Annotated in this window: 24 protein-coding genes; 2 read left to right on the forward strand and 22 right to left on the reverse strand. The window is 58.1% G+C overall.

The window, feature by feature from the left end; translation table 11 throughout:
* Positions 1–46 precede the first annotated feature (46 nt).
* The 12 genes from hisJ to pdxB all read right to left on the reverse strand — a co-directional run bounded on the left by hisJ (position 47) and on the right by pdxB (position 11,966).
* Entirely contained in the window at positions 47–829 is a 783-nt protein-coding gene (hisJ, locus tag FHW74_RS04435; protein WP_183169324.1) for a histidine ABC transporter substrate-binding protein HisJ, read from the reverse strand.
* Positions 830–1,104: 275 nt separating this feature from the next.
* Positions 1,105–1,887 carry a lysine/arginine/ornithine ABC transporter substrate-binding protein ArgT gene (argT, locus tag FHW74_RS04440; protein ID WP_183169325.1) on the reverse strand — a complete coding sequence of 261 codons (783 nt, stop codon included), beginning with the start codon at positions 1,885–1,887 and terminating at the stop codon, positions 1,105–1,107.
* A gap of 272 nt (positions 1,888–2,159) precedes the next feature.
* A complete protein-coding gene (locus tag FHW74_RS04445) occupies positions 2,160–2,729 on the reverse strand; it encodes a UbiX family flavin prenyltransferase (RefSeq protein ID WP_183169326.1) in 570 nt (189 codons plus the stop codon).
* A gap of 135 nt (positions 2,730–2,864) precedes the next feature.
* Positions 2,865–4,382: an amidophosphoribosyltransferase gene (gene purF / locus FHW74_RS04450; protein WP_183169327.1), complete on the reverse strand. Its 1,518-nt coding sequence runs from the start codon at positions 4,380–4,382 to the stop codon at positions 2,865–2,867.
* 38 nt (positions 4,383–4,420) lie between these two features.
* Positions 4,421–4,906: a colicin V production protein gene (gene cvpA / locus FHW74_RS04455; RefSeq protein ID WP_002463492.1), complete on the reverse strand. Its 486-nt coding sequence runs from the start codon at positions 4,904–4,906 to the stop codon at positions 4,421–4,423.
* A gap of 222 nt (positions 4,907–5,128) precedes the next feature.
* Positions 5,129–5,833, reverse strand: coding sequence for a cell division protein DedD (gene dedD, locus FHW74_RS04460; protein ID WP_183169328.1), 705 nt, complete (start codon positions 5,831–5,833; stop codon positions 5,129–5,131).
* Entirely contained in the window at positions 5,823–7,091 is a 1,269-nt protein-coding gene (folC, locus tag FHW74_RS04465; RefSeq protein ID WP_183169329.1) for a bifunctional tetrahydrofolate synthase/dihydrofolate synthase, read from the reverse strand. Before folC ends, dedD begins: the two co-directional genes overlap by 11 nt.
* A 70-nt stretch (positions 7,092–7,161) precedes the next feature.
* Positions 7,162–8,082 (reverse strand): acetyl-CoA carboxylase, carboxyltransferase subunit beta, encoded by a 921-nt coding sequence (gene accD / locus FHW74_RS04470; protein ID WP_002463495.1) that lies wholly within the window; start codon positions 8,080–8,082, stop codon positions 7,162–7,164.
* Positions 8,083–8,253: 171 nt separating this feature from the next.
* Positions 8,254–8,913, reverse strand: coding sequence for a DedA family protein (locus FHW74_RS04475; RefSeq protein ID WP_183169330.1), 660 nt, complete (start codon positions 8,911–8,913; stop codon positions 8,254–8,256).
* Between the two features lie 24 nt (positions 8,914–8,937).
* Positions 8,938–9,750, reverse strand: coding sequence for a tRNA pseudouridine(38-40) synthase TruA (gene truA / locus FHW74_RS04480; protein ID WP_183169331.1), 813 nt, complete (start codon positions 9,748–9,750; stop codon positions 8,938–8,940).
* Positions 9,750–10,763 carry an aspartate-semialdehyde dehydrogenase gene (locus FHW74_RS04485; protein ID WP_183169332.1) on the reverse strand — a complete coding sequence of 338 codons (1,014 nt, stop codon included), beginning with the start codon at positions 10,761–10,763 and terminating at the stop codon, positions 9,750–9,752. Before FHW74_RS04485 ends, truA begins: the two co-directional genes overlap by 1 nt.
* Before the next feature lie 66 nt (positions 10,764–10,829).
* A complete protein-coding gene (gene pdxB, locus FHW74_RS04490; protein ID WP_183169333.1) occupies positions 10,830–11,966 on the reverse strand; it encodes a 4-phosphoerythronate dehydrogenase PdxB in 1,137 nt (378 codons plus the stop codon).
* Between the two features lie 109 nt (positions 11,967–12,075).
* Here pdxB and flk point away from each other — a divergent pair, with 109 nt between their 5' ends.
* Entirely contained in the window at positions 12,076–13,080 is a 1,005-nt protein-coding gene (flk, locus tag FHW74_RS04495) for a flagella biosynthesis regulator Flk (protein ID WP_183169443.1), read from the forward strand.
* A 57-nt stretch (positions 13,081–13,137) separates the two neighbouring features.
* Here the strand turns inward: flk and fabB are convergent, their stop codons facing one another.
* Complete coding sequence (gene fabB, locus FHW74_RS04500) at positions 13,138–14,358, reverse strand: beta-ketoacyl-ACP synthase I (protein ID WP_183169334.1); 1,221 nt, start codon at positions 14,356–14,358, stop codon at positions 13,138–13,140.
* A 159-nt stretch (positions 14,359–14,517) separates the two neighbouring features.
* Between fabB and mnmC the strand changes: the two genes are divergently transcribed.
* Positions 14,518–16,533, forward strand: a complete 2,016-nt coding sequence (mnmC, locus tag FHW74_RS04505) for a bifunctional tRNA (5-methylaminomethyl-2-thiouridine)(34)-methyltransferase MnmD/FAD-dependent 5-carboxymethylaminomethyl-2-thiouridine(34) oxidoreductase MnmC (RefSeq protein ID WP_183169335.1) — start codon at positions 14,518–14,520, stop codon at positions 16,531–16,533.
* A 38-nt stretch (positions 16,534–16,571) separates the two neighbouring features.
* On the opposite strand, the gene FHW74_RS04510 is transcribed toward mnmC, so the two are convergent.
* From FHW74_RS04510 to prmB, 9 genes are all read right to left on the reverse strand, one after another.
* Positions 16,572–17,588, reverse strand: coding sequence for a GTP-binding protein (locus tag FHW74_RS04510; protein WP_183169336.1), 1,017 nt, complete (start codon positions 17,586–17,588; stop codon positions 16,572–16,574).
* 9 nt (positions 17,589–17,597) lie between these two features.
* Entirely contained in the window at positions 17,598–17,795 is a 198-nt protein-coding gene (locus FHW74_RS04515) for a YbdD/YjiX family protein (RefSeq protein ID WP_002463504.1), read from the reverse strand.
* A gap of 80 nt (positions 17,796–17,875) precedes the next feature.
* Positions 17,876–19,981, reverse strand: a complete 2,106-nt coding sequence (cstA, locus tag FHW74_RS04520) for a pyruvate/proton symporter CstA (RefSeq protein ID WP_183169444.1) — start codon at positions 19,979–19,981, stop codon at positions 17,876–17,878.
* Between the two features lie 293 nt (positions 19,982–20,274).
* The gene (locus FHW74_RS04525) at positions 20,275–20,553 is read right to left on the reverse strand and encodes a YfcL family protein (RefSeq protein ID WP_183169337.1); all 279 of its coding nucleotides are present in this window, start codon (positions 20,551–20,553) and stop codon (positions 20,275–20,277) included.
* Positions 20,554–20,607: 54 nt separating this feature from the next.
* Positions 20,608–21,156, reverse strand: a complete 549-nt coding sequence (locus FHW74_RS04530) for an elongation factor P hydroxylase (RefSeq protein WP_183169338.1) — start codon at positions 21,154–21,156, stop codon at positions 20,608–20,610.
* Positions 21,156–21,941: a sulfite exporter TauE/SafE family protein gene (locus FHW74_RS04535; RefSeq protein ID WP_161660600.1), complete on the reverse strand. Its 786-nt coding sequence runs from the start codon at positions 21,939–21,941 to the stop codon at positions 21,156–21,158. The genes FHW74_RS04530 and FHW74_RS04535 overlap by 1 nt, the downstream gene beginning before the upstream one ends.
* 22 nt (positions 21,942–21,963) lie before the next feature.
* A complete protein-coding gene (gene mepA, locus FHW74_RS04540) occupies positions 21,964–22,788 on the reverse strand; it encodes a penicillin-insensitive murein endopeptidase (protein ID WP_183169339.1) in 825 nt (274 codons plus the stop codon).
* Positions 22,789–22,793: 5 nt separating this feature from the next.
* The gene (gene aroC / locus FHW74_RS04545) at positions 22,794–23,879 is read right to left on the reverse strand and encodes a chorismate synthase (RefSeq protein ID WP_183169340.1); all 1,086 of its coding nucleotides are present in this window, start codon (positions 23,877–23,879) and stop codon (positions 22,794–22,796) included.
* Between the two features lie 61 nt (positions 23,880–23,940).
* Complete coding sequence (prmB, locus tag FHW74_RS04550) at positions 23,941–24,873, reverse strand: 50S ribosomal protein L3 N(5)-glutamine methyltransferase (protein WP_183169341.1); 933 nt, start codon at positions 24,871–24,873, stop codon at positions 23,941–23,943.
* Positions 24,874–24,910: the final 37 nt, after the last annotated feature.

Here is a 24,910-nt window from a genome sequence, read left to right on the forward strand (position 1 = left end):
CTTATAACGCCCCGGCAAGCCGGGGCGCGGCACTCTTTGTTGGCGATTAACCGCCGTATACGTCAAAGTCGAAGTACTTCTTAGCCAGTTTTTCGTAAGTACCGTCGGCGCGCATCTCGGCAAAGGCTTTGTTCAGCGCTTCGCGCAGTTCGTTGTCTTCTTTACGAATACCCATGCCGGTGCCGACGCCGAACAGCTTCTCGTCTTTGATGGACGGGCCGCCGAACTTGTAATCTTTACCAACCGGCTGTTTCAGGAAGCCTTCGCTTGCCGCGACTTCATCCTGGAATGCCGCCTGGATACGCCCTGCGGTCAGGTCAGAATAGATATTGTCCTGGCCCTGGTAGGAGACGATTTCCACGCCTTTCGGGGCCCAGTGTTCGTTGCCGTAGGTTTCCTGGGTGGTGCCCTGCAATACGCCGACGCGTTTGCCTTTCAGCTTCTCAAGCGTCGGTTCGATATCGGAATCTTTTGCCACCACCAGGCGGGAGTCCGCCGCGTAGAGTTTGTCAGTGAAAGCGATTTCCTGCTGGCGTTTTTCCGTAATAGAAAGCGATGACATGATGGCGTCGATTTTCTTCGCTTTTAAAGACGGGATCAGCGCGTCCAGCGGGTTTTCAACGAAGGTACATTTGGTCTGGATGCGTTTGCACAGCTCTTTCGCCAAATCGATATCAAAACCCACCAATTCCCCCTGCGCATTCTTCGATTCGAAGGGTGCATAAGTGGGATCGGTGCCGATACGGAGATTTTGTGGAATCGCGGCGAACGCGGTGGAAACACTGGAAAACGCCAGTACCAGAGAAAGGGATAACACCAACTTTTTCATAGCAATCCTCGGTGAGTTGTCTTTTTGTGTTGTAGTGCTCTAAACATCGAGACAGCACGTATCGTGCCACTGTTATGCGCATTTAGGCAAAAGAATATGGCCGCCCGCGCGGATTTTTTTCGCTTACGATGCTTAATTATTCACTCGACGCGCTAAAACAGTGCGCTCCATGCACCATAACGCAACATCGTCGGTAAATTGCACCAATAAAGTGAGGCGCTATGGAATAACCGTTCACAAAAGCCGCGCCCAGGGGTGCCTGAGCGCGTCCTGTTTTAGTCACCGTAGACGTTAAAGTCGAAGTATTTCTTCGCCATTTTGTCGTAAGTGCCGTCTTTACGCAGCTCGTCAAACGCTTTATCAAAGGCGGCTTTGAGTTCGGCATCATCTTTACGCAGACCGATACCGGTGCCGTCGCCAAAGTATTTTTTATCTTTTACCGACGGCCCCGCAAAGGCGAACTCTTTACCCGCTGGTTGTTTCAGGAAGCCTTCGCTGGCGGCGACTTCATCCTGGAATGCGGCATCGAGACGGCCTGCCGCCAGGTCGGAATAGATCAGATCCTGGTTCTGATAGGCCACCACATCAACGCCTTTGTTACGCCAGTTGTCGTTGGCAAAGCCTTCCTGGGTAGAACCCTGCAAAACGCCGACGTGCTTGCCTTTCAGCGACTCGATAGTCGGCTGGATCGGCGAACCTTTTGAGGCGATCAGGCGCGAATCCGCCGCGTACAATTTCTCCGAGAAGGCAATTTCCTGCTGACGCTTTTCGGTGATCGACAGTGAAGAGATAATCGCGTCGATTTTCTTGGCTTTCAGGGACGGGATCAGCGAATCGAAGTCACTGCCAACCCAGGTACATTTCACCGCCATCCGCTTGCACATCTCGTTACCGAGATCGATATCGAAACCCACGAAATCGCCTTTGGCGTCTTTAGACGAGAAAGGTGCGTAAGTAGCATCCGTACCAATACGAACCGTCTGCGGCAGCGCGGCGAACGCGCTGGTGGCCGCGGAAAGCCCCAGCAGCAATGACAGAGCAATAGCCTTCTTCTTCATACGTTACCCTCAAGTGGTCTTTTTTATGTTGTGTATATTGTTGTGTTGCTACTTTGCATTGCACTTCCTGTGCCAGTTTTCGCGGAACGGGCGAACCCCGGCAGATGTTAAGTAAAAGTTACAATAAAGTAGATGTAGTGAAAGATAGCATTACGAAGGGGAATGTCTGCAGCGGAAATGCGTGAACGGGGATTATATTTCCAGGATTTGATCGCGGTTACAAAAATGCCCCAAAATGAGGCGTTCACATTTAAACGCACTGTAACAATGCGTCAGGCTCCCTGCCAGCGATGGAAAAGATCTTCCGGCAGGTCAATATCCAGTTGATCCAGTACCCGGTTCACCGTCTGGTTAATCACGTCATTCAGCGTCGCGGGCTGATGATAAAACGCGGGCATCGGCGGCATAATCACCGCGCCTAATTCGGCGGCTTGGGTCATCAGGCGCAGATGACCGATGTGCAGCGGCGTTTCCCGTACGCATAACACCAGAGGACGGCGCTCTTTAAGCACCACATCTGCGGCGCGGGTCAGCAGCCCATCGGTGTAGCTGTGCACAATGCCGGAAAGGGTTTTGATGGAGCACGGTAGGATCACCATGCCGGAGGTGCGAAACGACCCGGAAGAAATGCTGGCGGCGATATCACGTGCGTCGTGCACCACATCGGCCAGCGCCTGCACATCGCGCAGCGATAGCGAGGTTTCCAGCGCCAGCGTCTGGCGCGCGGCCTGGCTCATGATCAGATGGGTTTCGACGTCAGGCACCGATTGCAGTACCTGTAACAGACGAACCCCATAAATCGCCCCGCTTGCCCCGGAAATGCCCACGATGAGTCGTTTCATTACGTTTTACCTGAACGGAAAATAGGTGGGCAAACTTTGCCGCAATGGCGAGGGATATGCAAGTTGGCAGGCGTTGAACAAGGGTCGAATGGAGCAAGGAAAATCCCTTCCGGCGGTCCGGAAGGGATCGAGGATTTACCCTTCGTTATGCATCTCTAAATTTTCCACTTCGTTCTGACGCTGCACCGCTTTGGCGTCGTCATTACGCAGGGATTCGAGATACTCAAGGTATTTTTGATCGACGTCTTTGGTGACGTAAACGCCGTTAAACACTGAACATTCAAACTGCTGGATATCCGGGTTCTCGGCGCGTACCGCGTCAATCAGATCGTTGAGATCCTGGAAAATCAGCCCGTCTGCGCCGATGATCTGGCGGATTTCGTCGACTTCACGCCCGTGGGCAATCAGCTCATTGGCGCTCGGCATATCGATGCCGTACACGTTCGGGAAGCGAATTTCCGGCGCGGCGGAGGCCAGGTAAACCTTTTTCGCGCCCGCTTCACGGGCCATCTCGATAATCTGCTCAGAAGTGGTGCCACGCACGATGGAATCATCCACCAGCAGGACGTTCTTGTCGCGGAACTCGGCGCGGTTGGCGTTGAGCTTGCGGCGTACCGATTTACGGCGCAGATGCTGGCCCGGCATGATAAAGGTGCGGCCCACATAGCGGTTTTTCACAAACCCCTGGCGGTACGGCTTATTCAGGATATGGGCGATCTCCAGGGCGATATCGCAGGAGGTTTCCGGGATCGGGATAACAACGTCGATATCCAGGTCTTCCCATTCACGGGCAATCTTCTCGCCGAGCTTTTTACCCATGCCGACGCGGGCGCTGTAGACGGAAATCTTGTCGATAAACGAGTCAGGGCGCGCAAAGTAGACATACTCGAACAGGCAGGGGTTGCTGGCCGGGTTATCAGCGCACTGGCGAGTAAACAACTGGCCTTTTTCAGTGATGTAAATGGCTTCACCGGGCGCGACGTCGCGTAAGAACTCGAATCCCAGGGTATCAAGCGCCACGCTCTCAGAGGCCACCATATACTCGGTGCGGCCATCGCCGATATCGCGCTTGCCCAGCACCAGCGGACGAATACCGTTCGGATCGCGGAAAGCGACCATGCCGTGGCCGATAATCATCGCAACACAGGCGTATGCGCCGCGGATCAGGCGGTTAGTGGCGGCAATGGCGGCGAAAATGTTGTCGGCTTCCAGCGGGTAGTGGCGGAAGTTATCCAGCTCGCTGGCGAAGACGTTGAGCAGAACCTCGGAATCCGAGGTGGTGTTGATATGGCGGCGCTTCTCTTCAAACAACATCCGGCGCAGCTCGTGCGCGTTAGTCAGGTTGCCGTTGTGCGCCAGCGTGATCCCGTACGGGGAGTTCACATAAAAGGGTTGTGCTTCGGAGGCGCTGGAGCTGCCTGCTGTCGGATAACGCACATGGCCGATACCCATATTGCCTTGCAGACGCTGCATATGGCGGGCTTCGAATACATCACTCACCAGGCCGTTGGCTTTGCGCAGGCGAAAGCCGTTGTTTGCATCAATGGTGATGATGCCTGCGGCATCCTGCCCACGGTGCTGAAGCACCGTTAACGCGTCATAAATCGACTGGTTTACCGGCATAACACCGGCGATACCGACAATACCGCACATGTTGTCTTTTCCTCATTAAGAGACTGCCCCCGGCACAATTACCGGGGTAAGAAACTTGACGAGCTTTGCAGATAGTCAAAAAACCATCTGATGATGAAACTGAATTGCGGGATAAGCTGCGATTTTTGCCAGTCGTCGCTTTTGGAGAAGCCGGTAAAGGTATCAAGAAAGAACAGAATGGCGGAGACGATAAGCGCGCCGCGCAGCGCGCCAAAACAGATCCCCAACACCCTGTCTGTACCCGACAGGCCGGTTTTCTCCACCAGCGCGCCAATCACATAATTGACAATCGCGCCGACAATCAGCGTCGCAACAAACAGCACTGCGATCGCTATCCCATTACGTACCAGTTCGTCTTCAAAGCCAGTGAACCAAACTGCCAGGTAAGTGTAGTAGTGGCTGGCGACAAAGAAGGCACAGCCCCAGGTTACCAGCGATAACGCTTCACGCACAAAGCCGCGGATCAGGCTAACCAGACAGGAAAAACCGATAACCGCAATGATGGCGTAATCTATCCAGACCATGAATGTGTCCTGTGATAAATCGCCCTGACGTCCAGTTCGGGGCGCATTCTAACAGAAAAAGAAAACGTTTGCGTAGGGATTTCCTTTCCCTGGCTCAATAAAAAAAGGCGTTGAAAAAATCTTCAACGCCGTGCTTTTTTTCCCGGTTTCCGCTGCGCTTAACGAGAAAACTGGCGCTTTATTCGTTGGTAATCAACGCTTAAGGCCGCTTTCCCTGGTCTATCAGTTTACGGAATAATTCATTACCACGCCGTTTAACCCGGAAAGCTGGTTAAGCTCGCTAAGCGATCCTTTTAACTTATCGCGCGAGGCGTCGGGCCCAACCAGAATGCGGGTGATTTTACCCTGTACCGGCGTTGTCGGCGACGTGTAAACCCGGTAACCCGCGCCGCGCAGTTTACCAACAATTTCATTTACTTTGTCGGCATTTTTGAGCGCGCCTAACTGCACAACATAGGCTTTACCCGCAGGCGTATCCGGTTTAGCCGGTTCGGCTTTTTTCGGCGGCGCTTCTTCGCTCAGCATCGCCAACTGTTCGTCAGTTTTATCTTTTTGCGGTTTGGTCTGCGGCTTTTTCGGCGCGTCCTGCGCTTTCGGTTTCGTCGGCGGCGCTGGTTCCGGTTCCGGCAACGGATCGAGATTATTGGCGTTATTGGCCAGCCGATCGGTATCAATCGCCGACGCTGCCGCGTTGGCCGCCCTCACCTCTTCCGCCGCGCCCTCCGGCGGCTGCGCAGGCAGCGCCTGTGTGGCGGCTGGCAGCATATCCGGCTCGTCGGTATCCCCAGGCTTCGGCACCAGCGGGATCGCCGCAAACTCATCCTGATAATGCTTTTTCTGGCCGTCCAGCAGCCCTGGCAGCAAAATCACGCCCAGCGCCACCAGCACAATCGTGCCCACTAATCGGTTTTGAAATTTACTCGCCACCTCGCCTCCTCGCCTCCATCGCTTCCATTACATGCGCTACGGTATGAAACGAACCGCACACCAGCACAGTATCTTCCGGTTGAGCCTGCGCCATGGCGGCATCCCAGGCCTGCACAACGCTCGGGTAGCGCTCGCCCTGCTTCAGGTGCGCCGTCAGTTGCTCAGCCGTGGCGCCACGCGGGCCCTCAAGTGGGGCACAATACCAGCTATCCACTACCGGCTCCAGACAGGCCAGCGTGCCCGCAATATCTTTATCGTGCAGCATGCCGATTACCGCAAGCACTTTCCCGCCGGCGGGTAAACGCTGCATCTGGCTCGCCAGATACGCCGCCGCATGCGGGTTATGCGCCACATCCAGAATCACGCGCGGTGACTCGCTGACGCACTGGAAGCGCCCCGGCAGCAGCGCGCTTTCGATGCCCTGACGAATTGCGGCGTCGCTCACCGTCAGCCCGCTGGCACGGATCGCCGCCAGCGCCGTCGCGGCATTGGGCTGCGGTACGTGAGGCAGCGGCAGATCGCGCAGTTCACCCAGCGCATCGCGGAAATGCCAGCCGGTCTCGCTCGCCTGGTAATGCCAGTCTACGCCGCGCCGCGCCAGCCGCGCGCCTGTTTCCTGAGCCACCGCCGCGATGGAGGCGGGCATATCCGGCTCGCCGACGATAGCCGGTTTCCCGGCGCGGAACACGCCCGCTTTTTCGCGGCCAATACTTTCGCGATCCGGTCCCAGCCAGTCGGTATGATCAAGGGCGATACTGGTAATAACCGCCACATCGCAGTCCACCAGATTGGTGGCGTCCAGACGCCCGCCGAGCCCCACTTCCAGAATCACCACGTCCAGCGCCGCCTGCTTAAACAGCCACAGCGCAGACAGGGTGCCGTATTCGAAATAGGTCAATGACGTATCGCCGCGCGCGCTTTCAATGGCGCTGAACGACGCGGTATGGTCAGATTCCGCCAGCTCCGCGCCCTGAATGCGCACCCGTTCGGTATACCGCACCAGATGCGGTGAACTGTAGACGCCCACCCGCAGCCCGGCCGCCATCAGAATGGCTTCGAGGGTGCGGCAGGTGGTGCCTTTGCCGTTGGTACCGGCTACGGTAAACACAAACGGCGCGGGCTTTTGAACCTGCAGGGTCGCCGCCACGCGCGATACGCGCTCCAGCCCCATGTCGATGGTTTTACTGTGCAGGTTTTCCAGATAAGAAAGCCACGTAGCCAGGGGCGACGTGGCGTGGGGGATACGATCTGTTTCCATGATGCCCGTACGTGTTAGCGATGGATAAACAAAAAGGGCAGCGCCGTTATGGCCCTGCCCTTCATGACGATCAGGCCTCTTGTTCCTGGTCTGGCGCTGGCGGAACCACGATGGTTTCCTGCGGCGCATCCGGCCCTGGTGCCGGGAGATTCATCATTTTCGCCAGCAGACTGGCCAGCTTCAGGCGCAGCTCAGGACGACGGATAATCATATCGATCGCCCCTTTCTCGATTAAGAACTCACTGCGCTGGAAACCGGCTGGCAGTTTCTCGCGCACGGTCTGTTCGATAACGCGCGGGCCGGCAAAGCCAATCAGCGCTTTCGGCTCGGCGATGTTCAGATCGCCCAGCATCGCGAAGCTGGCAGAGACGCCGCCCATGGTCGGGTCAGTCAGCACGGAGATATACGGCAAGCCGCGCTCCTGCATTTTCGCCAGCGCGGCGCTGGTTTTCGCCATCTGCATCAGCGACATCAGCGCTTCCTGCATACGCGCGCCACCGGACGCGGAGAAGCAGATCAGCGGGCAGTTGTCTTCCAGCGCCTGCTCAACGGCACGCACAAAACGCGCGCCGACCACGGAGCCCATAGAGCCGCCCATAAAGGAGAACTCAAACGCCGCCGCCACTACCGGCATATCGTGCAGGGTGCCTTTCATCACCACCAGCGCGTCTTTTTCGCCGGTTTCTTTCTGGGCGCTCGCCAGACGATCTTTATACTTTTTGGAGTCTTTGAACTTCAGCACGTCTTTCGGCTCAAGCTCGCTGCCCAGTTCCACCATCGAGCCTTCGTCTAACAGGCTGTGCAGACGGTCGCGCGCCGCCATACGCATATGATGATCGCACTTCGGGCAAACCCCCAGGTTACGCTCCAGCTCGGCGCGGTAGAGAACCTGGCCGCAGCTGTCGCATTTGGTCCACACCCCTTCAGGGATGCTCGCCTTACGGGTGGGGGTGATATTGCTCTTATTGAGAATTCGTTCAATCCAGCTCATTGATGACCTTTCTGCCTGAACCTGGTCGATGCCAGTTTTTCTGTCGGCAGCGGATAAATTCTGACCGCCGACAGACCATAAATGGTGCTCATTAAAACATAACAAACCGCGAGTTGGGATAAAAAAGTGGTCTAACCGCGCGATCCTGCTCTTGTTTCATGAACGTGAGAGTTATCTTCCGCTACGGGCCGCGGCTCGCTTGTGGCGGATAATTTCCACGACGCCCGGCAATACCGACAGGACGATGATCGCCACAATCAGCAGCTTCAGGTTTTCCTGCACGATCGGTAAATCGCCGAACAGATAGCCCGCGTAGGTAAACAGCAGCACCCACAGCAGCGCGCCGATCACGTTATAGGCCGCAAAATGGCGATAGGACATATGGCCCATCCCGGCGACAAACGGCGCGAAGGTGCGCACGATCGGCACAAAGCGCGCGAGGATAATGGTCTTCCCGCCGTGACGCTCGTAAAACGCGTGGGTTTTATCCAGATAGCTGCGGCGGAAAATTTTCGAGTTCGGGTTACTGAACAGCTTTTCACCGAACAGCCTGCCGATGGTGTAATTCACCGCGTCGCCGACAATCGCCGCCACAATCATCAGCGCCACCATCAGGTGGACATTCAAATCGTTGGTCGGCAGCGCGGAGATCGCCCCGGCAACGAACAGCAGCGAATCGCCCGGCAGAAATGGCGTGACCACCAGCCCGGTTTCACAAAACAGAATCAAAAACAGGATGGCGTAAACCCAAATTCCATAATCGGCGACCAACTCCGCCAGATGCACATCAATGTGCAGGATGAAATCGATCACAAAGCGAATAATGTCCATACTGCGTTACGTCCTCAACAGCCTTTAGTCAGCTAAAAAAAGTGGGCCCATCGGCGTCTTCGGCAGCTCGAAACGGTCAGGATAATCCACGCTGACCAGATAGAGCCCTTCCGCTTTCGCCGTCGCTGCCGCAAGCGTACGATCCTTCGCCGCCAGCAAGTCGTCAATCCAGCTCTCCGGCTGGTTGCCGCACCCTACTTCCATCAGGCTGCCAACAATATTCCTGACCATATGATGTACAAAGGCATTCGCTTTGATATCGACCACCACGTACGCCCCGAATCGCGCCACATTAATGTGCATCAGATTGCGCCACGGCGTGCGCGACTGACATTGCACGGCGCGAAACGAGGTAAAATCATTTTCACCGATTAAGCACTGGGCCGCGCGATGCATGCGTTCAGCATCCAGCGGCTGGTGATAATGGGTGACGCCCTGCTGCAAAACCGCAGGACGCAGACGATGATTGTAGATGACATAGCGGTAACGGCGAGCCGTGGCGCTAAATCGGGCATGAAAATCGTCCGGCACATCTTTCACCCAGCGCACCGCAATGTCACCAGGCAAATTCGCATTTACACCCAGCGTCCAGGCGGCGTCTTTACGGATCGCCTGGGTTTCAAAGTGCACCACCTGGCCGGTGGCGTGAACCCCCGCATCGGTACGCCCGGCGCAAAACACGTTAACCGGCGCATTCGCCACCTGGGTTAAGGCCTTTTCAAGCTTTTCCTGCACGCTGCGGACTTCATTCTGGCGCTGCCAGCCGTAATATTTACTGCCGTCGTACTCAATGCCGAGTGCGATTTTGCGCACCGGCATATCCTGAAGCTCAGACATCAGTACAAATACTCCTGCACTAATTTCTCCGCCACTTTCACCGCCATCAGCGCGCCGCCGAAGCGCACATTGTCCGCTACAGACCAGAACTGGATCTGCTCCGGCATCCCGTAATCATTACGCACGCAGCCGACAGACAACTGGGCGTTGCCCGACGCGTCGCCCACCTGGGTAGGGAATTCATTGGCGGGGGATAACTCCACCTCTTCACCACGGCCAAAAGCATCGCGCGCCTCTTCAAATGACAGCGGGCGCATGGCTTCAAAATTGACCATCTGGGCATGGCCGTAAAACACCGGCGACTGAACGCAGGTGGCGGAAATCATCAGCATATCGTCTTGCAGGATTTTACGCACTTCATCAACGATGCGGCGCTCTTCGCGCACGCTGCCTTCGCTGTCCGGCAGCATCGGCAGAACGTTAAACGCCAGCTGGCGACCAAAAAAATCGTCTTCATCAATCGGAATGCCGTTGAGCAGTTTGGCGCTCTGGCCCGCCAGGGCATCAACCGCCACTTTGCCTTTCGCCGACGCGGAGAGCAGGCTGGTGACCTGAATACGCGCCAGGCCGCCTTCATCGATCAGCGGTTTTAACGCCACCAGCAGTTGGCTGGTCAGGCTGTCGGGGATGGCGACCAGATTACGGTTGCGGTAATCCGCCAGCACGAATGGGTTCACTTCCGGCACGACCAGCGGGACATCCGGCTCCAGCGCGTACAGACCGCTGGTATCGATTACCAGACAGCCGGCGTTGGCGGCATCGTCCGCGTACTGCGCGGTGGCGTGCTGGCCGGCCACAAAAAACGCGAGCTGCGCCTGGGTCCAGTCAAATTCGGCGGCATCCTGCACCATCACGCTTTTACCCGCAAAACGCAGGGTTTCGCCCGCGCTTTCGCTGCGCGCCAGGGCAAACAGTTCGCCCACCGGGAATTGACGCTCTGCAAGTTGCTCAAGCAGGGCTTCGCCCACAGCGCCCGTCGCGCCCAGTACGGCAATATTCCAGCCTTCAGACATGGTGGTTTACTCCAGAAAATAGAACAGCGTCCCTGCCCCAAAAGGCAGGGAACGAAAAGAAGATGATTAACGCGCCGAATGGTGTACGGCGTTAAACCCGAGCGCAGAGAGCAGCTTCGCCGCCGCCGCGTCATCACACTGAATAAACAGGGACGACCATTCGCGGCGCTCAAGATAGTGCTTACGCAGCTTATCGAACTCGCCCGGTACGCCAGCCACTTTACGCAGCGGCGCGTCATCGCGGCGCACATCATACACCAGATGCACCAGTCTTTTCAGCGTCGGCTGATCTAACGGGCCATGCAGGGTAATGCGGCCAAACTCCGGCGCGGGCAGCAGCGAGTCCAGCGCGATCTGCTGCGGCTTGCCGATAAACGCGCTATAGGCTTCAAACACCTGGGTGGTGCCGCGCGCTTTGCCTTCAAGGGTGTAACCGGCGATATGCGCGGTGCCGATATCAACTTTATCCAGCAGCGCCACGTTGAGATCCGGCTCCGGCTCCCAGACGTCCAGCACGGTGCTGAGTTTCTGCCCGGCGTCGAGGCATTTCAGCAGCGCGGCGTTATCCACCACCGCGCCACGGCAAGCGTTGATCAAAATCGTCCCCGGTTTGAGGCGCGAGATCAGCGCTTCATCCGCCAGATGCCAGGTTTTGTACGGGCCATCTTTGTACAGCGGGGTGTGGAAGGTGAGGATATCGGCTTCCTCAACCAGTTTATCCAGCGGCTGGAAATCGCCCGGTTCGCCGTTATCGGCGCGCGGCGGATCGCACAATAGCGTGCGCACGCCCAGCGCTTCCAGGCGCTTGTGCAAGCGCCCGCCGACGTTGCCGACGCCGACAATACCCACGGTGCGGTCGGTCAGTTCGAATCCGTCACGCTCCGCCAGCATCAACAGCGCGGAAAACACATACTCCACGACGGCAATGGCATTACAGCCGGGCGCCGCGGAAAACGCGATCCCCGCCTGGTGTAAATAATCCTGATCGACGTGATCGGTGCCTGCCGTCGCGGTGCCGACGAAGCGGACACCTTTACCGTCCAGCAACTGACCGTTGACTTTGGTCACCGAACGCACCATCAACGCATCGGCATCATCCAGTTCGGCCACCGGAATCGGCCGCCCCGGCACCGCTTTGACCTCGCCCAGACGGGCAAACAGTTCGCGGGCATAAGGCATATTTTCATCAACGAGAATTTTCACGTTACAGTACCTGTTAATGTGCGGGAGATGGGCGGTAAGTGTGCCATAATCTCGCCCTCTGTTACACACGGTATAACCGCGAACGAAGGCGAAGTCAGGATTTACTATGATGCAACCAGTCCAGGGCGCACCCGCCCGCCCTCCGGGAGAGCCTCCCTCCCCGCAGACCACTGCCGGTGAACTCCCGCTCTCCTCCCAACAGCGCACCCAGCTTGAGCGGCTGATTACCCGCATCATCGCGCTGACGCAGCAGCAGAGCAGCGAAGTCTGGGCCAGCCTGCGCCACGACCTGGGCCTGAAACAAGAGATGCCGTTGCAGTCGCGCCATTTTCCCGCCGCCGAGCAAAATCTTCATCAACGCCTGACCAGCGCGGAAAGCACCCATTCCGGCAGGCAATTGCTGTCGCAACTGACCGAGCTGCTGAACGTCGGCAACAACCGCCAGGCGGCGAGCGATTATATTCGCCAGCAGTTCGGCCAGACCGCCCTGAGCCAACTGTCACCCGAGCAGTTAAAGAGTGTGCTGGTGCTGCTGCAAAAGGGCCAGATGGCTATTCCGCAGCCGCAGCAGCGCCCGGCGACCGAGCGCCCGCTATTGCCCGCCGAACACAATACGCTCAACCAACAGGTGATCAAACTGGCCGCCGCTACCGGCGAATCGCCGAAGCTGATTTGGCAGTCGATGCTGGAACTGGCAGGCGTTAAAACCGGCGAACTGATCCCGGCTAAGCATTTCGCCCCGCTGAATACCTGGCTACAGGCGCGCCAGACGTTAGTACAGCAGGCGGCGCCGACGCTGATTTCCCTGCAAACCGCCCTGCGCCAGCCGATGGCGTCGCACGAATGGCAGGAGATTGTCGATTACACCCAGCAGCGCTGGCAGGCCACGCCGCAGACGGTGCTGACCACGGCGCAAATCCAGGATGTGTTAAATCAGGTGTTCGCCCTGCGGGTTAACAATATCGCGTCGCCGCTGGAAACCCGCGATATCCAGCCGATTTACAGCCCGCTGTTCCCGGCGTTGATGGAGCCGCTGCGCCAGCTTTCCGCCCGTCCGGGCCTGGCGCTGTTCGCGCTGGTGGTGGCGATTGTGGTGATGTTGATGGTGCTGTAGCCACCGTTCAGAAATGCAAAAAGGGCCAAAAGAGGCCCTTTTTTTCTGTCGCTGCGATTACGCCTTGTACTTGCGCATCACCAGCGTGGCGTTGGTGCCGCCGAAGCCGAAGCTGTTGGACATCACGGTAGTGAGTTCACGCTCGGTGGTTTCGGTGATGACGTTCAGCCCTTCCGCCTGCGGATCCAGATTCTCAATGTTGATGCTCGGGGCGATAAAGCCGTGTTCCAACATCAGCAGGGAGTAAATGGCTTCCTGCACGCCTGCCGCACCCAGAGAGTGACCGGTCATGGCTTTGGTGGCGGACAGCGCCGGGGATTTATCGCCGAACACTTCGCGGATGGCGCCCAGTTCTTTCACATCGCCAACCGGCGTGGAAGTCCCGTGGGTGTTCAGGTAGTCGATCGGAGTGTCAACGCCGTGCATCGCCATCTGCATGCAACGCACTGCGCCTTCGCCAGACGGCGCCACCATGTCTGCGCCATCAGAGGTCGCGCCGTAACCGACGATTTCCGCATAGATGCGCGCGCCACGCGCCAGCGCGTGTTCCAGCTCTTCGACCACCACCATACCGCCGCCGCCTGCGATCACGAAACCGTCGCGGTCGGTGTCATAGGTACGGGACGCTTTGTCCGGGGTCTCGTTGTATTTGGTCGACAGCGCGCCCATGGCGTCGAACTCACAGGCCATTTCCCAGCACAGCTCTTCGCCGCCGCCAGCAAACACAATGTCCTGTTTGCCCAGTTGGATCTGCTCAACCGCGTTGCCGATGCAGTGCGCGGAAGTGGCGCAGGCGGAGCTGATGGAGTAGTTCACGCCGTGGATTTTAAACGGGGTCGCCAGGCAGGCGGACACACCGGATGCCATAGATTTGGTAACCACATACGGGCCGACCGCTTTCAGGCCGCGCGGGCTGCGCATTGCGTCGGCGCCGAACACCTGGTAACGCGGAGAGCCGCCGCCGGAACCGGCGATCAGACCCACGCGCGGGTTGTTCTGGTAGGCTTCGTCAGAAAGACCGGCATCCTGAATGGCCTGCTCCATCGAGAGGTATGCATAAATCGACGCATCGCTCATAAAGCGCACCACTTTGCGGTCAATCAGACCGGTGGTGTCCAGTTTTACGTTGCCCCACACGTGGCTACGCATACCAGAATCTTTCAGCTCTTGAGAGAAAGTAATACCTGAGCGCCCTTCACGAAGGGATGCCAGGACTTCCTGCTGGTTATTACCGATGCTGGATACGATACCCAGGCCAGTAATCACTGCACGTTTCATTTAATACCTCTGTCAGTAGCACGAATAATAAGAGTCGAGTGGCACAATAGCGTACAGTTGTACGCCGAACAAGTCCGATCAGACGATTTGCCGGTAAATTTGCGCCGCCCGCCCCACATCGCTAAGATCGTGCCACTGCCTGTCAGACGAGTAACTTACGTGAAACCTTCCACCATCAAACCTGCCACCCTTGACTTCAATAATGAGGGTACACCTGTTTCCCGAGATTTTGACGACGTTTACTTTTCCAATGACAACGGTCTGGAAGAGACCCGCTACGTCTTTTTAGGTGGGAATCAGTTGCCGGCGCGCTTTGCGCAGCACCCGCGCACGCTGTTTACCGTGGCGGAAACCGGCTTCGGCACCGGGCTCAATTTTCTTACGCTCTGGCAGGCGTTTGACGCGTTTTGCACCAACCATCCCGACGCGACGCTGAACCGGCTGCACTTTGTCAGCTTCGAAAAATTCCCGCTTCAGGTGGAGGATTTAGCGCGCGCCCACGCCGCGTGGCCGCAACTGGCGCCCTGGGCGGAAAAACTGCATCGTCAGTGGCCGCCGCTGCTGCCGGGCTGCCAGCGCCTGCTGTTCGATAACGGACGCGTGACGCTGGATTTGTGGCTGGGCGATGTCAATGACCTGATCCCCGAGTTAGATGACGCGCTCCAGGGCCAGGTAGACGCATGGTTTCTTGACGGTTTCGCGCCGGCCAAAAACCCGGATATGTGGACGCCGCAGCTGTTTAACGCCATGGCGCGGCTGGCCTGGCCCGGCGCTACGCTTGCGACCTTTACTTCCGCCGGTTTTGTGCGCCGCGGGTTGCAGGACGCCGGGTTCACCATGCAGAAAAGCAAGGGCTTTGGCCGTAAGCGCGAAATGCTCACCGGCGTGCTGGAAAACGCCCTGCCCGCGCGTTCGCTGACGCCCTGGTATCAGCGTCAGGCCGCGCAAGGGGATGACGTGGCGATAGTCGGCGGCGGCGTCGCCAGCGTTTTACTGGCGTTAGCCTTGCTGCGGCGCGGTAAGCAGGTGACGCTGTATTGCGAGGACGATGCCCCGGCGCAGGGCGCATCCGGCAACCGTCAGGGGGCGCTGTACCCGCTAATCAGCCACAGCAATCCTGCGCTGACGCGCTTTTTCCCGGCGGCCTTTAGCTTCGCCCGTCGCCTGTATGACGCGCTGCCTGTTGCATTCGATCATGACTGGTGCGGCGTCACACAGCTGGGTTGGGATGAAAAAAGCGCCGCGAAAATCGCAGAAATGCTGGCGCTGGATCTGCCGGAAAACGTAGCGCGCGGCGTGGATGCGCACGCGGTACTGGCCCGCAGCGGCGTTGAGACCGGTTGTGGGGGGATTGAATACCCGCTCGGCGGTTGGCTGTGCCCGGCGCAGCTCACGGCGGGGGCGATGACTCTGGCCGAACAGCAGGGCTTAACGGTGCATTATCGCCGTGCCGTTAAGCAACTTCTGCATGATGAGCGCTGGCAGGTGATCTGCGCCGACGGGCAGCAGGCCGCGCATGACGCGGTGGTATTAGCCAACGGCAGCAAACTGAATCAGTTTGAGCAAACCGCGATGCAACCGGTATACGCGGTGGCGGGCCAGGTGAGCCATATCCCCACTTCGCCGCTGCTGTCAGCGCTGCGTCAGGTGCTGTGCTATGACGGCTACCTGACGCCAGTAAACCCGCAAAACCAGCATCACTGCATTGGCGCCAGCTATCATCGCGGGATGGAGAACGCGCAGTACAGCGAGGATGACCAGCAGCATAACCGCCAGCGGTTGATCGACTGTTTCCCGGATCACGCCTGGCCGCGCGAGGTGGATGTGAGTGCGGGCGAGGCGCGGGTCGGGGTGCGCTGCGCCACGCGCGATCATATGCCGATGGTGGGTAACGTTGCCGATTACCCGGCCCTGCTGGAACAGTACGCGTTATTATCTCGCACCAGTGACATGCCGGAAAAGGTGCCTGCCGCGCCGGTGCATCCGAATCTGTTTATGCTGGGCGCGTTAGGCTCGCGCGGGCTGTGCAGCGCCCCGCTGGCGGCGGAAATCCTCGCCGCACAGATGTGCGATGAGCCGCTGCCCATGGACGGTTCGACGCTGGCGGCGCTTAATCCAAACCGGCTGTGGGTGCGAAAATTGCTGAAAGGAAAAGCGGTGAATTCCATTAAATAAAGGCAACGGCGGATGCGGTTTAACGCATCCGCCGCTGTTTACGCAGTAGCCTGCGCGAACGCCGCGCGCAGCTCATCAATCGGCAGATAGCGCCCGATAATCACCAGCCGCGACCGGGGCGTTTCATCCTCACGCCAGGGTGAACCGTAATCAAAACCTACGACTTTATGCACGCCCTGGACAATCAGGCGTTGGGGGTTTCCGGCAATCGCCAGCACCCCTTTATAGCGCAGCATGTCATTGCCGTAGCGCTCCACGCACTGCTCCATAAACGCTCCGGCCTTATGCAAATCCATCCAGCCCGCTTCAAACACATGCGCTTGAATAGCGTCATCCCAGGAGCGTTTGGTTTCTTTAAACGGCGTAAAGCGCGGCGCGGATTGATCGGCTGGGCGGATGGCGTGGAAGCCTTTGGTCAGGCTGTTGGCGTCGCTCAGTTCAAACGCGTTGATATCCAGCCACAGATCCGCCGGGCAGACGCCGTTTTCGATCTGGTAGATCTCGGCTTTGTTGTTGATCTGGTGGATGCGCGCCAGCGCCTCGCTGTGCTGCTGTTCGTCACAGGTATCCGCTTTGGTCAGCAAAATGCGATCGGCAAAACCCAACTGCGAGGCGGCAACCGGGTGCTCATCCAGTTGGCGGGAAATATGGTGGCAATCCGCCAGGGTAATCACCGCGTCCAGCCGTAGCGCCTCACGCAGCGCCTCTTCAACAAAAAAGGTCTGGATAATCGGCGCCGGGTCGGCAAGGCCGGTGGTTTCAACAATCAGCCGATCAAAGGTGAGTTCGCCGCGCTGGCGCTGGGCCAGCAGTTCAGTCAGCGCGGCGGTAAATTCACCGCGCACGCTGCAACAGACGCAGCCGTTGGACAGTTCGACCACGTTAACGTTATCGCCGCCGCGCAGCAGCGCGCCGTCAATATTCACCGCGCCGAATTCGTTTTCCAGAATCGCCACCGACGCGTCGGCGTGGTGGGTGAGAAAATGGTTAATCAGAGTGGTTTTACCGGCCCCTAAAAATCCGGTTAACAGGGTCACTGCGACAACATCGTTCATCTCGTTTCCTTAACAGCAGCGGGCTCCGCCTTTCCCGCCGTAGCGCGCGTCCTGGCGTTCGCGGAAAAACTCTTCATAGGTCATCGGCGTTTGATCGGGATGATTAAGCCGGATGTGCTGAACATAGTTATCGTAATCCGGTACGCCGACCATTAATTTCGCCGCCTGGCCCAGATATTTACCGGCTTTGGCTAAGGTATCAAACATACCGTCTCCTCCTGTATTTAACGCCAAAAACTCCCCAGCCGTTAAGCCGGGGAGTCGATTACTTAACCCTCATTCAACCGTTAGTGGGCGCTTTTCGCCTGGGTCACGATATCCTGATAGTTTTCCGGCATCGGCTCGTAAGGCACCTCTTTCGCGGTGGGCTTATCGACTTTCAGCGCCGCCAACGCCGTCTTAATGGAGAACAGCGCAATCACGACTACGACCACCATAAAGAAGATAGTCAGGCCCGCATCCAGACGGTTGTTAAACACCAGGCGAGCCAGCTGTGCCTGAGTGTACTGCGCCGGGATGTTGCCGCTGTCGATCATCGTCTGGAATTTGTTAGCGATAGCCAGGAAGCCGACTTTGGCATCCGGGCTAAACGCTTTCTGCCAGCCCGCCGTCATGGTGCAAATCAGCAGCCATGCGGTAGGCACCAGCGCAACCCATGCGTAGCGTTGGCGTTTCATCTTGAACAGGACCACCGCGCAGAGCATCAGCGCCATCCCTGCCAGCATCTGGTTGGCAATACCAAACAGCGGCCACAGGGTATTGATGCCGCCCAGCGGGTCAACCACGCCCTGATGCAGGAAGTAACCCCACGCCAGTACGCACAGCGCTGTCGCCAGGATATTGGCCGGCAGCGAGTCGGTACGCTTCAGGCCCGGGGAGATCACGCCCAGCAGATCCTGCAACATAAAGCGCGCGGCACGGGTACCGGCATCCACCGCCGTCAGGATAAACAGCGCTTCGAACAGGATTGCGAAGTGGTACCAGAAGGAGACATCCATCAGGCCGCCCAGCGCGCCGTGCAGAATATACGCCATCCCCACCGCCAGGGTCGGCGCGCCGCCCGCACGGGAGATAATTGATTGCTCGCCCACTTCGTTAGCGATTTGCGTCAGGGTGTCCGGGGTGATCTGGAAGCCCCAACCGCTGACCACTTGCGCCGCAGAGGCCACCACGTCGGTGGTGCCCGCCGGAGCCAGCACCGCCATCGGGCTGTTCATGGCGAAGTACACGCCCGGGTCGATGACGCATGCCGCCACCAGCGCCATGATCGCCACAAACGATTCCATCAGCATGCCGCCGTAGCCAATCAGGCAGGCCTGATTTTCGTTAGCCAGCATTTTCGGCGTGGTGCCGGAGGAGATCAACGCGTGGAAACCTGACACCGCGCCACAGGCGATGGTGATAAACAGGAACGGGAACATGTCGCCGGACCAGACCGGACCGGTCCCGTCGATAAACTTAGTGATCGACGGCATGGTCAGGGTCGGACGCATAATCAGGATGCCGATAGCCAGCCCGACGATGGTGCCGATTTTCAGGAACGTCGACAGGTAGTCACGCGGCGCGAGCAGCAGCCATACCGGCAGTACCGCCGCCACAAAGCCGTAGCCTACCAGCATCCAGGTTAGCTGTACGCCGGTAAAGTCGAAGTACGGAGCCCAGGTCGGGCTTTCCGCCACCCAGCCGCCGGAAATAATCGCGAAAATCAGCAGCACCAGACCAATCACCGACACTTCGCCGATGCGCCCCGGGCGCAGATAGCGAATGTAGACGCCCATAAACAGCGCCAGCGGAATGGTAAAGGCCACGGTGTAGGTGCCCCACGGGCTGTGGGTCAGCGCTTTCACCACGATCATCGCCAGTACCGCGAGGATAATCACCATGATCATGAAACAGGCGATCAGCGCGATCACCCCGGCAGTGTTGCCCATCTCCTCTTTCACCAGCTCACCAAGGGAACGACCATCGCGGCGGGTAGAGACAAACAGCACCATAAAGTCCTGCACGGCACCGGCAATCACCACGCCAGCGAGGATCCACAGCATGCCCGGCAGATAGCCCATTTGCGCAGCCAGCACCGGGCCGACCAGCGGACCTGCCCCGGCGATGGCCGCAAAGTGGTGGCCGAACAGCACTTTTTTATCGGTAGGCACATAGTCCAGACCATCGTTATGACGCACCGCAGGCGTCATACGCGTTGAGTCAACGACCAGAACCCGTTTAGCAATAAACAGCCCGTAGAAACGGTAAGCGATCAGATAAACACAGACTGCGGCAACCACAATCCACAGCGCGTTAATCTGCTCTCCCCGGTTCAGAGCGATGTATCCCAAAGCAAATGCGCCCACTACAGAGAGCACTGCCCAGAGGAGGTATTTCCCTGAGTTGTTCATCATGTTTTCCATGTTATATGAGGTATGAGGAGCGACCAGAACATTACAATTTGTTTCTAGAACAATCCGCACAATTTAACAACCTCACAACCCGGGAAAAGCCGCCCTGCGATCGCTCTTTGTTTCAGTTTGTTAACAAGATCACCTTAACAAGGCAAACCGGTTGCAACCTTTCCGGCAGGGTCTCGGTGAAGTCACGCAAAGGGGTAGCGCAGCGCTAAGCAGATAAAAAGTCAGCAAAAGCAGGGAGAGCGACATGCCATCCCGGGAAAGGATGGCATCAAGGGAGCGGATTAGTTGGCCTGGGCTTTCTCGAACAGCGATTGCCACATGCCGGACACCAGCGCCTGGTCGCGCGGGGTCAGTTCGCCTGCGCCAATGGCTTTTTGCAGGCTTTCCGTAACTTTGTGGTGCAGGGCTTCGGCAGAGTGATCGTCGCCCCCTTCCAGTTCCGCCACGGCAAGCGTCAGGTGCCCGCGCAGGTAGCCGCTGGCGAACAGCTCGTCATCACTGGCATGTTCAACCATGTCATCAATCAACGCCAGAATGCGTGCTTCGAATGCTGCGATCATCGTCTTTCCTCAATTACCCGTCATATCATGTGGTTCAACTACAAAAAGCATGGCTCAGGACAGGTCTTCTGGCCACGGAAAACGGTCCGCCGTCAGCGGCGGCGTCTGGTAATAGTCCTGAAGCGCGGCGATAAACCGGGCCGGACGCGCCGGGATGCCCTGCTCCAGCCACGTCATTACCTGGGCGTGAACCCGGCGCTGAAACGCAATGCGATCCGGTTCGAAGTCCCCTTCCAGGTTGTCGCAGCTGACGTTGAACGGGAAGCCCGCCGCTTCGCAAAACAGCCAGTCCAGCGCCTGAGGTTTGATCTCTACATCTTCAAACTGGCACTGGGTCTGGGCGTCACGCCCGTCCGGGCAATACCAGTAGCCAAAATCCACCTGCTCGCGGCGCGCTTTCCCGGCGATGCACCAGTGGGAAATTTCATGCAGCGCGCTGGCGTAAAAGCCGTGGGCAAACACAATCCGGTGATACGGGGCATCCGCGTCTGCCGGAAGATAGATCGGTTCGTCGTCGCCTTTAATCAGACGGGTATTAAATTCGTTAAAAAAGCAGCTTTCGAAAATATCGACCAGTTGCTGATAATGGTGTGCAGTGCTCATTAATGTATCCCAAGCCACTGAAGGAGCGCCGCGCCATGGCTGTCGAACAGTAGTTTGGCGCTCATCACAGCGGAAACAATCACAATCATCGGACGGATAAGCTGCTGGCCTTTGCTGAGCACCAGACGTGAACCTAACCGCGCCCCTATAAACTGGCCGGCCATCATCAGAAACCCGGTGGCCCACACCACTTTTCCGCCAATGATAAACAGCAACAGCCCGCCAACGTTCGACGTGGCGTTGAGAACTTTGGCATGAGCGGTGGATTTCGCCAGATTAAACCCACATAGCGTGACAAACGCCAACGCGTAAAACGAACCTGCGCCAGGGCCGAAGAAGCCGTCGTAAAAACCGACGCAGCCGCCCGCCACCAGGGCAAACGGCAGGCCATACAGGCGGCGTTGCCGATCCTCTTCACCCAGCTTAGGCATTAACAGAAAGTAAAGACCAATCCCGATCACCAGGATCGGCAGGATCTGGCGCAAAATGTCTGACTTCACGAACTGCACCAGCAGCGCGCCGCTGGTGGAGCCGATAAAGGTCATCAGGATATTGAGCTTTTGATCCTTCAGGTTCACCACTTTACGGCGAATAAAATAGATCGAAGCGGAGAGCGAACCGCCGCAGGCCTGAAGTTTATTGGTGGCTAACGCCTGAGCGGGCGACATCCCCGTCGCCAGCAGCGCCGGGATAGTGAGCAATCCGCCCCCACCCGCCAGCGCATCGATAAACCCCGCGAGCATGGCGATGAAGAACAGACCCACCATCACCAGCGGGGAAAGCATAAACAGATCCACGAATTAATCCTTAAAGTACGTGTTCATCCAGCAGAGCCTGACAGGAAGGCGGTGGTGGCGGAGGCGTTTTCTTCTCAGTTGATTGACTACCCGGTTTCGCCGGTTTGAACCAGCTTTGCAACTCTTCGCCACAGCCATCACCCGGCGGCGGCGGCGCTTGCTCGATACATTCAAGGCTATCCGCCGGGCAGCGCAGGCGGACATGCATATGGGCGCGATGGGCAAACCACGGACGCACTTTATTGAGCCAGTCGCGGTTGGTGCCCGCGTCCAGACACAGCTGCTGCTTGATCGCCGGGTTGACGAAAATGCGCGTCACTTCGTCATCCAGCGCCGCCAGCTTGATCATGTTATAGATCTGCGGGCTCCAGCGGCTCGCCACCACCGTTTTCCCGTTGGGCGCAACCAGATCCAGCGCCTGCGGGCGCAACAGTTGCGCAGCGGTCCAGCGGGTTTTCGGCAGTTGCAGGAAGATATCCACGTCCAGCCCGGTTTGATGGCTGGCGTGTCCGGTGGCGAAGCGCCCGCCTGCGGCCATACCCATATCGCCCACCAGCACCGTTCCCATACCTAAGTCGTTCACCTGGGAACTAAAGCGCTGGATGAAATTCACCAGCTCCGGGTGGCCGAAATAGCGGCGCTGATCGGTACGCATCACCTGATAGTGATCGGAGGCCAGCGGCAGCGCCTGCGCCCCCACGATGCAACCGTTAGAGAACGCGCCGATAGACTGCGGCGCGCCAGGGATCGGGTTAGGCACTTTCTGCCAGGGCGTGGCGGCCAGCGTGGCGCAACTCGCCAGCAGCGCCGCCAGGGCGATAAGGGAACGTTTCATACTGTTTACCAACGGGGGAGCGTGGTGCTGACGTCGGCGTTTTGCGCGCGCTGACGCAGCAGGTGATCCATTAATACAATCGCCAGCATCGCTTCGGCGATCGGCACGGCGCGGATCCCGACGCAGGGATCGTGACGCCCACGGGTGACCATTTCCACTTCTTCGCCGAAACGGTTTACCGTGCGCCCCGGCACCATAATGCTGGAAGTGGGTTTCAGCGCCATATGCGCCACAATTTGCTGGCCGCTGCTGATGCCGCCCAGCACGCCGCCCGCGTGGTTGCTTTGAAAACCGTCTTTGGTGATTTCGTCGCGGTTCTGGCTGCCGCGCAGTTGCACCACGCCGAAACCGTCGCCGATTTCCACGCCCTTCACGGCGTTAATGCTCATCAGCGCGTGGGCGATATCGGCGTCCAGGCGGTCAAAGACTGGCTCGCCAAGCCCGGCGGGCACACTGTCGGCCACCACAGTCACTTTCGCGCCGATGGAGTCGCCCTCTTTTTTCAGGGCGCGCATCAGCTCATCCAGCGCCTCGATTTTATCCGGGTCCGGGCAGAAGAACGGGTTCTGTTCCACCTGATCCCAGTCTTTGATTTCCAGCGGAATGTCGCCCATCTGGGTCAGGCAGCCACGAATCACCACACCGAATTTCTGCGCCATATATTTTTTGGCAATCGCGCCTGCCGCGACGCGCATGGCGGTTTCACGGGCGGATGAACGTCCGCCGCCGCGATAATCGCGCAGGCCATATTTCTGTTCGTAGGTGTAATCCGCGTGCCCCGGACGGAACACGTCTTTAATGGCGCTGTAATCCTGGGAGCGCTGATCGGTGTTCTCAATCAGCAGGCCAATACTGGTGCCGGTGGTGACGCCCTCAAACACGCCAGAGAGAATTTTCACCTGGTCCGGCTCGCGGCGCTGGGTGGTATAGCGCGAGGTGCCGGGACGGCGGCGGTCGAGATCGTGCTGAAGATCGGCTTCGGTCAGCGGGATGCCGGGCGGTACGCCATCGACGATGCAACCCAGCGCCACGCCGTGCGATTCCCCGAAGGTGGTCACACGGAAGAATTGTCCAATACTGTTTCCTGCCATCACGGCTCCGTTGTCGTTGTTGTGTTTTTGAGCGATGTGAAACGGGCCGCAGCCCGTTGGATTAATCTTTATAAATGCTGAAGTGCTCGCGCGCCGCGATCAGCTGCGCTTTGGTCAGCATGAAGACGCCGTCACCGCCGTTATCAAACTCCAGCCAGGTGAACGGCACATCCGGATATTGCTCCATCAGATGTACCATGCTGTTACCCACTTCACAAATCAGAATCCCCTGGTCGGACAGGTAGTCCGGGGAGCAAGCCAGGATGCGGCGCGCCAGTTTCAGGCCGTCGCTGCCCGCCGCCAGCCCCAGCGCCGGCTCGTGGCGATACTCATTTGGCAGGTCGGACATATCTTCCTCATCCACATACGGCGGGTTGGTGACGATAATGTCGTACTGCACTTTTGGCAGATCGCGGAACAGGTCGGAGCGGATTGGCGTGACGTGATGGATCAGGCCATGCTCTTCAATGTTGTGCTCGGTGACCGCCAGCGCGTCGGCGGAAATATCCACCGCGTCCACTTCAGCCTCCGGGAAGGCATACGCGCAGGCAATCGCGATACAGCCGCTGCCGGTACACATATCCAGAATATGTTCAGGCTGGCCGTCGAACAGCCCAGCGAAACGGTTGTTGATCAGCTCGCCAATCGGCGAACGCGGCACCAGCACGCGCTCATCAACATAAAACTCATGACCGCAGAACCAGGCTTTATTGGTCAAATAGGCGACCGGGATACGTTCGTTGACCCGGCGGATCACGCGCTCGACAATGCGGTGGCGTTCGCTGGAGGTTAAGCGCGCGGTGCGCATATCTTCAGGAATATCCAGCGGCAGATAAAGCGATGGAAGCACCAGTTGTACCGCCTCATCCCACGGGTTATCGGTGCCATGACCATACCAGATGCCCGCCGCGCTAAAACGGCTGACTGACCAGCGCAGCATATCCTGAATGGTATGCAGTTCATTGACTGCTTCATCGACGAAAATTTTATCCACTATTCCTCCGGCGCGCGCGACGCGTTAAACACGGCGG

It is taken from the genome of Atlantibacter sp. RC6, from assembly GCF_014193285.1.
Taxonomy (GTDB): domain Bacteria; phylum Pseudomonadota; class Gammaproteobacteria; order Enterobacterales; family Enterobacteriaceae; genus Atlantibacter.